Origin of the sequence: Kitasatospora sp. NPDC088783, from assembly GCF_044750705.1 — a bacterium.
Taxonomy (GTDB): Bacteria; Actinomycetota; Actinomycetes; order Streptomycetales; family Streptomycetaceae; genus Kitasatospora; species Kitasatospora fiedleri.
In genome coordinates this window covers 67,374-78,215 of sequence record NZ_JBIVKJ010000016.1, presented here as the reverse complement: position 1 = coordinate 78,215, position 10,842 = coordinate 67,374, and the positions used below count along the sequence as shown (strand labels likewise).

General features: G+C 75.9%; 9 protein-coding genes. 2 read left to right on the top strand and 7 right to left on the bottom strand.

The genetic code is table 11. From position 1 onward, the window contains the following. Window positions 1-337 precede the first annotated feature (337 nt). The 7 genes from ACIP60_RS31570 to ACIP60_RS31540 all read right to left on the bottom strand — a co-directional run bounded on the left by ACIP60_RS31570 (window position 338) and on the right by ACIP60_RS31540 (window position 7,492). Window positions 338-1,024 carry a 4'-phosphopantetheinyl transferase family protein gene (locus ACIP60_RS31570; protein WP_400690959.1) on the bottom strand — a complete coding sequence of 229 codons (687 nt, stop codon included), beginning with the start codon at window positions 1,022-1,024 and terminating at the stop codon, window positions 338-340. 5 nt (window positions 1,025-1,029) lie between these two features. After that, entirely contained in the window at window positions 1,030-1,854 is an 825-nt protein-coding gene (locus tag ACIP60_RS31565) for a 4-hydroxy-tetrahydrodipicolinate reductase (protein WP_400690956.1), read from the bottom strand. Continuing rightward, entirely contained in the window at window positions 1,851-2,864 is a 1,014-nt protein-coding gene (locus ACIP60_RS31560) for a hypothetical protein (protein ID WP_400690953.1), read from the bottom strand. Before ACIP60_RS31560 ends, ACIP60_RS31565 begins: the two co-directional genes overlap by 4 nt. Further along, window positions 2,861-3,157, bottom strand: coding sequence for a hypothetical protein (locus ACIP60_RS31555; RefSeq protein ID WP_400690950.1), 297 nt, complete (start codon window positions 3,155-3,157; stop codon window positions 2,861-2,863). Before ACIP60_RS31555 ends, ACIP60_RS31560 begins: the two co-directional genes overlap by 4 nt. Beyond that, window positions 3,154-4,644 carry a class I adenylate-forming enzyme family protein gene (locus ACIP60_RS31550; protein ID WP_400690948.1) on the bottom strand — a complete coding sequence of 497 codons (1,491 nt, stop codon included), beginning with the start codon at window positions 4,642-4,644 and terminating at the stop codon, window positions 3,154-3,156. Before ACIP60_RS31550 ends, ACIP60_RS31555 begins: the two co-directional genes overlap by 4 nt. Beyond that, window positions 4,637-5,815 (bottom strand): acyl-CoA dehydrogenase family protein, encoded by a 1,179-nt coding sequence (locus ACIP60_RS31545; RefSeq protein ID WP_400690946.1) that lies wholly within the window; start codon window positions 5,813-5,815, stop codon window positions 4,637-4,639. The genes ACIP60_RS31550 and ACIP60_RS31545 overlap by 8 nt, the downstream gene beginning before the upstream one ends. An 81-nt stretch (window positions 5,816-5,896) precedes the next feature. Next, a complete protein-coding gene (locus ACIP60_RS31540; RefSeq protein WP_400690944.1) occupies window positions 5,897-7,492 on the bottom strand; it encodes a nitroreductase family protein in 1,596 nt (531 codons plus the stop codon). A 506-nt stretch (window positions 7,493-7,998) separates the two neighbouring features. On the opposite strand from ACIP60_RS31540, the gene ACIP60_RS31535 reads away from it, so the two are divergent. Together ACIP60_RS31535 and ACIP60_RS31530 are read left to right on the top strand one after the other, a co-directional pair. Beyond that, on the top strand, window positions 7,999-8,880 hold the full coding sequence (locus tag ACIP60_RS31535; protein ID WP_400690942.1) for a response regulator transcription factor: 882 nt from the start codon (window positions 7,999-8,001) through the stop codon (window positions 8,878-8,880). A 251-nt stretch (window positions 8,881-9,131) separates the two neighbouring features. After that, on the top strand, window positions 9,132-10,784 hold the full coding sequence (locus ACIP60_RS31530) for a DUF4331 domain-containing protein (RefSeq protein WP_400690940.1): 1,653 nt from the start codon (window positions 9,132-9,134) through the stop codon (window positions 10,782-10,784). Window positions 10,785-10,842: the final 58 nt, after the last annotated feature.

Genomic DNA, 10,842 nt, shown 5'->3' with positions numbered 1-10,842 from the left:
GCGATCAGTCGGCTGAGGCCGGTGGGCGGGGCGTCCTCGGTCACGGTCTTCCTTCTCCCATGTCGGCTTCGATCGGTCGGGTGGTCGGGGCCCGGCGCGGCGGCGGGCCGGTGAGCGGCACGGCGACGGGCCGGGGCTCAGCGCGGCGGCGGACCGCCGGTCGGCAGGGCGGTCGGCCGGGGCTCAGCGCGTCGGCGGGTCGGCCACGGCCGGGACGGCCTCCGGCCGGTCGGCGATCAGTCGGCTGAGGCCGGTGGGCGGGGCGTCCTCGGTCACGGTCTTCCTTCTCCCATGTCGGCTTCGATCGGTCGGGTGGTCGGGGCCCGGTCCGCCGGGCTCAGTGCGTCGGCAGGTCGGCGACGGCCCAGGCGGTGGGCGGGCGGCCGGTGGCGGTGCGGGTGCCGGCCCGGATGCGGGCGGGGCGGCGGTGGCCGGCGGGGCCGGCGCCGGCGATCTCGACAGTCAGTCGGCCGGGCGGGCCGGCGGGGTGCAGCCGGTAGCGCTTGGGCGGGGTGCGGAAGCCCAGGCCGGAGGCTTTCGCCAGGGCCTCCTTGACGCACCACAGGTGCAGCGGTTCGACCGGCCCGCAGGCCCGGTGCAGGGCGTCGAGTTCGGCGGGGGTGCCGAACCGGTGCAGGTTGCGGGCGGCGGTGTCCCACGCGGTCTCGGCGTCGACGCCCAGGCCCGCGGGGGGCGGGTCGGCGCGGCGCAGCGCCACCACCACCTGGTCGGCGGTGTGGGCGATCGAGAACTGCAGCGGCGGCCGGAGCGCGGCGCCGTCCCAGCAGATCCGGCGGACGGCGGCGGGCCCGGCGAGGCCGATCCGCCGGTGGGTGTCGGGCAGGTCGGGGACCAGGCCGAGCCGGACCAGGCCGGCGGCCAGGGCGTGCCGGGCGGCGTACCGCTGGTCCTGCCGGGCGGCGCCGGTGAAGCCGCCGTGCGGGTCGTCCGGCCCGGTGGGGGCGCCGGGCGGGTGGGCGTCCCGCGCCGCGCCGGGCCGGACCTCGTCCCAGAGCAGCCGCACGGCGCTCACCTCGGTGCGGGCGCGGGGTCGCGCACCACGTCTGCCAGGGTGCGGACGCCCGGCCCGGCGGCGGCCGCGTACCGGATCGCGCGCAGCACGCCGGGCAGGAAGGCGCGGCGGTCCGCCATCCGGTGCAGGACCTCGATGTGCTCGCCGGTGCCGGCCGCGACCAGGCGGTGCTCGCTGAGGGCGTCGCCGAGGCGGAAGGAGGTGACGTCCGGGGCGGGGGCGCCGGGGCCGCGGGCGGTGTGCCAGGCGGCGGCGAGGTGGCGGGCGGTGCTGCTGGGGCGGTCGCGCTTGCCGGCGAAGTGCAGGTCGCTGACGCCCGCGTCCCAGCTGTCGTCGGCGTGGGCGGCGAGGTCGGCGACGAAGCGGGTGACGGCGAGCAGGGCGAGGCTGTAGTTGGCGGCGACCACGACGGGGCGGCGGCGGCCGACCTCCGCCAGCAGGCGGCGGTGCCGGTCGCCGAGGCCGCTGGTGCCGATGACCAGGGCGCAGCGGACGGTGCGGGCCTGGTCGAGCAGGTCGGCGGTGGCCTCCTCGGCGGTGAAGTCGACGACGACCGGGTCCGGGTCGGGCAGGTCGGCGAGGCGGTGCACCACGGGCACGGCCGGGTCGGGGCCCGGGTCGGGGTCGCGGTCCGGGCCGCGGTCCGGCCGGTGGTCCGGGGCGCGGAGGGTGAGGCGGGCGGAGAGGGCGAGGTCGGGGGCGGCCAGGACGCCCTGCCGGACGACGCCCGCCATCCGGCCGGTCAGTCCGCAGACGACGACGGGAACGGGGGCGGGGACGGCGGGGGCGGCAGCGGCGGTGGGGGCGGCGGGTGCGGTCATGCGGCGACCGCCTCCGGGACCAGGCCCATCCGCCGGGCCAGCTCGTTCTCGACCACCCGCCGGCCGCCGAAGTGGGCCTGGAGGCCGGCGTCGTCGCGGTCGGCGGGCGCGTCCGCCAGGCCGAGTTCGGTGGCCATGTCCTCGGTGGTGCGGGCGGTGCGCCGCAGCAGGTCGACGCAGCTCAGCAGGGTGGCGAGGGCGGCGGTGCCGCCGGGCGCCTCGTCCTTGAAGGCGGCGCCGAACCGGGCGGCGGCGGCGGCCAGCGAGAGTTCGATCTCCAGCTTGCTGAGCTCGTGGGCCAGGTACTGGGAGGTGGAGAGCGCCTCGACGCCCTCGCCGGCCCGGGCCAGGGTCCGGCGCAGGTCGGCGACGTCCCGGGCGGGCCGGGCGAGGGCGCGGCGGGCGAACGCCCAGGCGTGGGCGTCGAGGGCGGCGGTCAGCACACCGTCGAGGGCCCAGTCGACGGGTCGGGAGAGGGCGGCGGGGACGGCGCCGTCGAGGACGGCCCAGCCGTGGTCGGCGGACCGTCCGGCGCCGTGCGGGCGGACGCCGGGGGCGTCGTGCGGGACGAGCGCGAGCCGGGTCGCTCCGTCCAGCCGGACGGTGACCAGGGCCGCCTCGGCGTCGCGGGCGGCGTAGCGGTAGCGGCCGTGCAGGGTGGTCCGGTCGCCGTCGCGGTCGGCCCGGACGGCGGGGACGGTGAGGCTGAACAGGGCGTTCGGGGTGTAGAGGCCGAGCGCGGCGGTGACCCGTCCGGTCCGGACGCCGTCGAGCAGCGGGGCGTCGGCCTCGAAGGTGTCGAGCAGCGGCAGGACGCCGTGCACCTGCTCGGTGAGCGCGGCGGCGAGGGCGAACGGGTGCCGCTCCCAGACCTGGTCGAGGGCCCGTTCCAGTTCCCGCTCGGGGCTCCGGAGGACCGCGTCGTCGGCGTCGGCCGGCCGGTCGAGGCCGCGGCGGGTGAGCAGCCGGTCGAGGGCGGCCCGCGCGGCCCGGGGGTCGGTGGCGGTCACGCGCGGCCTCCGCGGGCGAGCCGGGCGGTGACGAAGCGGGCGATCGAGTCGACGGAGTACAGGTGCTCGGGGTCGGCCTCGGGGTCGATGACGGCGTCGTAGCGCTGTTCCAGCACCTCCATCAGGTTGATGTAGCCGATGGAGTTGACGCCGGCCCGGTCGAGTTCGCCGTCGGCGGCGCGCAGGTCGGCGACGGTGACGACGCGTCCGGTGGCGGTCTCGACGAGCAGTTCGATCTCGGCGCGCAGGTCGGTGTCGGTGTCGGTGCGGGCCGCCTCGTGGGCTGTGCTCATGCGGGGTTCTCCAGTCCGTGCGGGGTGGGGTCGGCGGCCCGGGCGTCCCGGACCAGGCGGCGCAGTTCGGTCGTCCGGGCCTTGCCGACGGTGGAGCGCGGGATGGCGGGCAGGAAGGTGACCCGGCCGGGGACCTTGAAGGGCGCGAGCCGGGCGCGGCAGGCGTCGACGACCTCGGCCCGGCCGAGCCGGCCGGTGCCGGCGAGTGCGGCGTGCAGCACCGTCTCGCCGTTGTCGTCGGTGTCGGCGAAGACGGCGGCGTCGGTGACGCCGTCGAGGTCGAGCAGGGCGCGTTCGATCTCGGCGGGGTCGATCTTGCGGCCGGCCAGGTTGATCGGGCCGCCGAGCCGGCCGGTGACGAACAGCCGGCCGTCCTCGATCCGGCCGAGGTCACCGGTGCGGTAGTAGCCGTCGGGGTCGAGCCGTTCGGCCAGGGCGCCGGGGGCGTTGAGGTAGCCGGCGGCCATCGAGTCGGTCCGGACCCGGACCTCGCGCTCGCCGGTGGGCAGGTCCACGGTCCGGACCGAGACGCCGGGCAGGGCGGTGCCGAGCCCCTCGGTGTGCTCGGGGTCGCGTTCGTAGGTGCAGGGGCCGGTCTCGGCGATGCCGTAGTAGTCGGCGATCCGGACGCCGTACCGGGCCTCGAAGGTCCGCCGGACCTCGGGGTCGAGGACGGCGGCGGCGGAGACCGCCCGGGTGACGGTGGCGAACGCGACGGCGTCCGGCCGGGGGGCGGCGGCGAGCAGCCGGTAGGCGAGCGGGAAGGCGACCAGCCGGGTGGCGGCGGCCCGGGCGACGGCCCGGGTGATGCCGCCGGAGGTGGGCAGGCCCTGGTAGAGGTGGAGTTCGGCGCCGACGGTGAAGACCGGCAGCAGCGAGGTGTTGAACGCCAGCCCGTTGGTGAAGCCGGCCAGGCAGAGCACCCGGTCGTCGGGGCCGAGTCCGGTGCCGGCCGCCCAGGTCCGGGCGGCGGCGGTGACGGCGTCGGCGGTGAACTCCAGGCACTTGGGCGCGCCGGTGGTGCCCGAGGTGAACCGGCAGGTGGCGGTGGACGGCCCGGGCGCGGGCGCGTCGCCGCGCCCGCCGGGCAGGACGGTCAGCGCCAGCGCGCTGCCGGGCACCGCCCGCGGCGTGCCGCCGAGCGGGAACGGCCGGTCGGCGTCGTGCAGGAAGGCCGGGACGCCGCAGCTGCGGCGGATGCCGTCGAGTTCGGCGGCGCCGAAGGTGGCGTCGATCAGGAACGGCAGCCGGCCGGCCACCAGCAGGGCGTAGTAGGAGACCAGGTAGTCGGCGCTGTTGGCGGCGTGCACGCCGACGTCGGTGGTGTCGGGGCCGAGCAGCGCGTCCAGGGTGCGGGCGCGGGCGCGGACGAGTGCGCCGAACCGGGCGTAGTCGAGCGCGTCGCCGCCGGCCACGACGGCGCGCCGTCGGCCGTGTCCGGCGCAGGCGGCGAGGAACGCGGCGCCGAGCCGCCGCGGGTCAGCCACGGCGGGCCCCGTCCCGGCCGGCGGGCGCGAGGTCGAGTTCGGCGCGGCAGGCCATGCTGTGGTTGGCGATGGTCAGCATGGTGGTCTGGCTGCCGCCGGACATCCGGAAGCCGCGGAGCTGGGCGTGGGCCCGCAGCGAGGGGCTGTCCCACATGTAGCCGGCGCCGCCCTCCAGGTCGGTGGCGAGGGTGGCGAGTTCGTTGGCCTTCTCGACGCAGAACCACTTGAGTTCGGCGATCTCGGGGACGGTGCTGCCGCCGGCGGTGACCCGCAGGTAGGCGTCGGCGATGCCCGCCTCCATCAGCTCCTGGTGGGCCCGGGCGCGGGCCAGCGCGTGCGCGTTGACCGGCCAGGCGCCGAGCGGCCGGCCGCCGAGGGTGCGGCGGCGCACGTGGTCGGTGACGTGGTCGAGCAGGGTGCGGTGGGTGAAGTAGGCGTCGGCGGCGATCAGCAGCCGCATCCGGGACATCACCCGGTTCCAGCGCATCAGTTGGCTGATCCCGCTGCGCGAGACGACCTGCCCGGCGGGCACCCGGACGCCGTCGAACTCGACCTGGGCGGAGTCGACGCTGCGGGTGCCGAACTTGTCGTACACCTCGGTGACCCGCACGCCGGGGGTGCTCTTCTCGACGGCGACGATGGCGGGCGCGCCGTCGAGCACGGCGCTGACGAAGCACAGGTCGGCGGTGGCGCCGTTGATGACGAACTTCTTCCGGCCGTCGAGGACGATCCGGGAGCCGTCGGTGGTGGCCGTGGTGGGCTGTTCGGCGGACGGGTCGGTGTCGCACTGGCAGGCGACCAGGTCCCCGGCCAGCAGGGCGGGCAGGTAGCGCTCGCGCAGGGCCGGGTCGCGGGCGGCGGCCAGCCAGTCCCCGGCGATCTCGTTCTGCACGTGCATGGCGAGGGCGATGCCGCCGTCGCGGGCCCCGGCCATGGCCTCGCCGAGGACCAGGGCGCCGAGCAGGCCCAGGCCCTGGCCGCCGAGGTCGCGGGGCAGCGAGACGCCCATGAAGCCGTTCGCGGCGAGGTCCTGCCAGGTCTCGCGGCGCAGGCGGCCGTCGGGCCCGGTGCGCCACTTGTCGAGCCACTGCGGGGTGAAGTGGTCCGCCGCCCGGGCCCGCAACTCACGGTGACCGTCCGTCAGGTGCGCGGACAGGATGCTGTTGCTCAACATGGAAACCACACGCTGCTCTCTGTGATCGGGTCTCGGCGCCGGTGTCCGGCTCGGCCGCGGGTCTGGTCCGTTCCGGGCTCAGCCGGGCTGCTGCCGGGGGTCGCGGGCGTGGCTGTAGGCGACCGGGGCCCGGTCCCACTTGACGGCGTTCTCGTCGGCGACGCCGACCGCGACGACGTAGATGACCTCCTCCTGGTCGTCCAGCAGGGCGAGTTCGGCGATCCGGCCGGCGTCGAAGCCGCCCAGGCAGGTGATCCCGACGTGCTGCGCGGCGGCGCCGAGGCAGAGCCGCTGGGCGGCGCTGGCGGCGTGGAAGTGCAGTTCGGCCAGGCCCTGCTGGCCGCGTTCGCCGAGCAGTTGGCGGACCGGGGCGTGCAGCGCGACCAGGGCGGCGCAGCCGGCTACCACGCCCTGGTTCATGCAGGCCGCGACCACCGCCTCCTCCGAGCCGCCGTCGCCGCCGACCGGCAGCAGCCGGTGCCCGTCCGGGTCGTACTCGTAGGCGCCGGCCGGCAGCCCGTCGACGTTGCGGACCAGCAGCCGCAGCCCGGCCAGCGGCCCGTCGGCGCAGTCGACGGCGATGCCGCCGCGGACGGCGGCCAGCGCCCGGCCGAGCGCGTCGGCGTCGAGCGGTTTCGCCAGGAAGCCCTTGGCGGACTGCCGGTCGAGCACGACCGCGCCGAAGTCGGCGAGCGGGTCGGCGTCCCGGCCGGTCAGCACCAGCGGCGCGGTACCGGCGGCGGCCGGACGGATCGCCGGGGTGGTGCCGAACCGCCGGGCCAGGTCCCGGGGTTGGTGGTAGGTGCTGACCGGGCTGACCAGGTCCCAGGCTTCGCGTTCGGGCCCGTCGGGCTGCTCCAGGCCGCGGCCGCCGTCGTGCCACCAGATCGGCACCGCGAACGGGTTGGTCCGCGGGGCGCGGCCGGGCCCGACGGTCGCGGGCCCGGTCGGCGCGGTCAGGGTGACCAGCGCCTGGGGTTCCCGGCAGAGGTTCTCCAGGCCGAAGAGCCGGGACAGGGCGCGGCGGTCGAAGCGCAGCCGGACGGCGGGGGCGAAACCGGCGTCGGCGGCGGCCAGCGCGATGTTGGTGGCGGCGTGGGCGCTGTCGAGGTGGGTGTAGAGGTAGCCGCGCCGCCCGTACTTGCGCATGGCGTGCCAGGGCCGGGCGACCACCGCGACCACGGCGGCGGGCAGTTCGGCGGGGTGCGCGCCGTCGGCGGCGAGCGGATCGGTGGCGAGCGGACCGGTGGTGATCGGGTCGCCGGCGAGCGGGTCGGCGGCGAGCGGGTCGGCGGGCCGGGCGGAGCCGGCCAGCAGGTCGGCCAGGTCGCGGCGGCCGACGGCGGCCAGTCGGCGCAGGCTGCAACCGGCCGCGTCGTAGTGGTAGAGCGCGTACTCGTGGCCGTCCTGGAACGCCACCAGCACCTCGAAGGGGTAGAGCGCCCCGGCGGACGGCGTGGTGCGGGCCCGCATCAGGGTCTTGCCCTTGGTGATCACCGCGCCCGAGCGTTCGCCGTACCCCAGTCCGAGGGCCGCGGCGATCCGCGTCCACTGGACGCTCAGACCCGGGTCGGGCTGACCGGCGGCCGGGGAGACGGCCTCCAGGTTCGATCGCAGGCGCGTCTCGTTCCAGAACCCGGCCAGCAGCGGATTGGTCAACTCTTCGACGCCCATAGGTCCTCTCGCGTTCTCGGATCGGTGGTGATGCACCTCGGGGAACGGGGTCGGCCCCGGATCGGATCGGCGTTCCGGGCCGTCGGCCGGGGCGGCGCGGGCCGGCCGGATCGCGGCCCGGCGCGCCGGAGAACAGCCGTGGTGGAGCGCCGCCGGTCGGTGTGCGTCCACGATCCGTCTCTCCTGGTGAGACGGCACCGACCACTCAGCGGCCACTCGCAAACCAACCAGCCGACCGCCGAGGCTGTCCAGCGAACGCCGATGGCTCAGTCCGGCCATGGCCCCGAGCGGCCGTCGGGACACGAAGCAGCCGCATCCCGCACTGTGACGCAGGCCACAGCACACCGCTGTCCGATGGCTGAGATGTGGGTTGTTCGGCTCGCGGACCGTGACGCAGCATGGTTGCTGTTCGTGCACACGGTGCAACCGACCGTGCACGCTCCCCCCGGGGACCGCGCGCCGGTCGTAGTCGGCACGGGGGTGTCGAGAGACCTGGGGGCGCGCTCATGCAGCTTCAGCCCGACCGGCGCGAGCCGTCGTTACCCGAGGCCCAGATGGGCCGCATCCTCCACTCGGCCCGCCAGGCCATCGGCGAACTGGCTTGCAAGGTCGAGGAGTTGGACCGCAGGCTGGCAGAGGTCCGAACCGGCGCGCTCCCCGCCCACCTGGACCGGCTGAGCGGTCACGGGGTGGAGGTGTTCCGGGGCGAGTCCGAGGTCCGGCAACTGCTGGAGGACACCGTCGCGACGGCCACCGGCCGGATCCTCAGCATGCACCCCGGGACGCCGCTGCCGGCGTCGCTGCTGCTGGCCGCCCGCCGCCGGGACGAGGAGGTGCTGGGGCGCGGGGTGGCCGTCCGGACCATCCACAGCGAGTCGATGCTCCGGGTGCCGCGCGGCCGGGCCCACCTGAAGGCGCTGCGCCGGGCGGGCGCGCAGATCCGCACCTCGGCGACCCTCCCCTACCGGCTGACCGTGCTCGACACCGGCCTCGCCCTCGTCCCGGCACCGACCGGCGGGGACGACGGGGGCGGCGGGGACGACGGCGACTGCGCGGAGCCCGCGGTCGCGGTGGTGCGCAACCCCGACCTGGTCAGCCTGTTCGCGCAGACCTTCGAGTTCTGCTGGCAGGACGCCCGGCCGGCCGAACTCGCCCCGCCCACCCGCACCGGCCCCACCGCCCGCCAGTACCAGGTGCTGCGCCTGATGCAGCTCGGCTACAAGGACGAGGCCATCGCCCGGGAGATCGGCGTCTCCTCCCGCACCATGCGCCGCATCGTCCGGGAACTGCTGGAGCAGCTCGACGCCACCAGCCGGTTCAGCGCGGGCATGGCCGCCCAGGCCCGCGGCTGGCTGGTCCCGCCGCGCCCGCACGACGGCTGCCGCTGACCCGCCGGAGGGCCGGGACTGCTCCCATCGGGTGCCGTGTCCGGCCGACACCTCCCTGACGGCGCAGCAACGAGCGCGGCCGGGCCCGGGCCGTGGTGCTCTTATGTCGGGCTTACACCTGCAGCCGTCTGACGGGTTCTCAGGTCTGTCCCCGACCGCCGCCACCGGAGCCGGCGGTTCGGAACGCGCGGTCCCCCTTCCCACGGGGGCCGCGCGGTGCGATCCGGGTCCCCCTCACGAAAGCGCAGATCATGCAGCGTCCGCCGTCCTCGAAGCTGTCCTCCCTCGCCCGCCGTTCCGAGAAGCCCATGGCGGGCCTCGGGGTGCTGGCCCTCGCCGCCGCCGGCGCCCTCGTCGGCCTCGCCCCCGGCGTGGGTCACGCCTCCAGCCACCGGGAGGCGCCGCTCATCTCGGGCGACCCGCGGGCCGACAACACGGACGTGTACGCGTTCGTCAGCCCGGACAAGCCCGACACCGTCACCCTGGTGGCGAACTGGATCCCGTTCGAGGAGCCGAACGGCGGCCCGAACTTCTATCCGTTCGCCGACGACGCGCACTACACCATCAAGATCGACAGCGACGGCGACGGCAAGCCCGACACCACCTACACCTGGGCGTTCGCCAGCCACTACCGCGACGACGCCAACCAGTTCCTGTACAACACCGGCGTGGTGAAGTCGCTGGACGACCCGAACCTGAACTACCGCCAGACCTACACCCTCACGGTCACCGGCCCGGACGGGAAGTGCAAGGTCCTGCTCAAGGACGCCCCCGTCGCGCCGTCGAACGTCGGCAAGGCGTCGATGCCCGACTACGGCTCGCTGCGCAAGCAGGCCGTCGTGGACCTCCCCGACGGCGGGCAGAGCTTCGCCGGCCAGGCCGACGACCCGTTCTTCCTCGACCTGCGGGTCTTCGACCTGCTCTACGGCGGGAACCTCAAGGAGTCCGGCCACGACACCCTGACCGGCTACAACGTCAACACCATCGCCATCCAGGTGCCGAAGACGAGCCTGGCGCTGAAGGGCGACGCCGAGCGCAACCCGGTGATCGGGGTGTGGTCCACCACCGACCGCAAGGGCGCCGTCGTCGCGGACAAGGGCGGCGAAGGCAAGTCCGGCGGGGACAAGGGCGGCGAAGGCAAGGGCGGCGAAGGCAAGGGCGAGGGCGACTGGCGGCAGGTGTCCCGGCTGGGCAACCCGCTCGTCAACGAGGTCGTCGTACCGATCAAGTACAAGGACGCCTTCAACGCGCTGACCCCGGACCAGGACCACACCGTCACCCCCGTGGTCGACAAGGTCAAGGACCCGATCGTGCCCAAGCTCGTCCAGAGCATCTACGGCATCCCCGCCCCGGCGGCGCCGCGCAACGACCTGGTGGAGATCTTCCTGACCGGCATCTGCAAGGCGTGCGGGCCGGTCCAGGCCGACCTGAACTCGCAGCTGCTCAACAAGGACGTCAAGAAGGACGGCTTCGTGCCCTCCGAGGAGCTGCGCCTGAACATGGGCGTCGCCCCGGCCGCCGCCCCCAACCGGCTCGGCGTGCTCGCGGGCGACCTGGCGGGCTTCCCGAACGGCCGCCGCCTGGCCGACGACGTCGTCGACATCACCCTGCAGGCCGCCGAAGGCGCCGCGCAGACCGGCACCCTGGTGCCCGCGCTGGCCGCCGGGGACGGCGTGAACGCCAACGACCACGCCTTCGGCCACCACTTCCCCTACGTGGCGCTGCCCAACACCGCCGCCGTCAACCAGGCCGTCTCCGACAACCCGGGCGGCTCCGTCGAGGCCGGCTTCGGCGGGCTGTCCGTCAGCGGCTTCCCGGTCGCCGGGGCAGCCGCGATGGCCGGCGGCGTGCTGGTGTCGGCGGCGGGCGTGCTGGCGCTGCGCCGCCGCTCCGCCCGCTCGTGACACCGCCCGAACGGGCCGGCCGGCCGCTCCCCGCGAGCGGCCGGCCGGCCGTCGTGCG

Coding starts and splice junctions, on each gene's coding strand:
- ACIP60_RS31555 (WP_400690950.1), bottom strand. CDS start 3,157: ATGAGCACAGCCCACGAGGCGGCCCGCACCGACACCGACACCGACCTG.
- ACIP60_RS31535 (WP_400690942.1), top strand. CDS start 7,999: ATGCAGCTTCAGCCCGACCGGCGCGAGCCGTCGTTACCCGAGGCCCAG.
- ACIP60_RS31565 (WP_400690956.1), bottom strand. CDS start 1,854: ATGACCGCACCCGCCGCCCCCACCGCCGCTGCCGCCCCCGCCGTCCCC.
- ACIP60_RS31530 (WP_400690940.1), top strand. CDS start 9,132: ATGCAGCGTCCGCCGTCCTCGAAGCTGTCCTCCCTCGCCCGCCGTTCC.
- ACIP60_RS31540 (WP_400690944.1), bottom strand. CDS start 7,492: ATGGGCGTCGAAGAGTTGACCAATCCGCTGCTGGCCGGGTTCTGGAAC.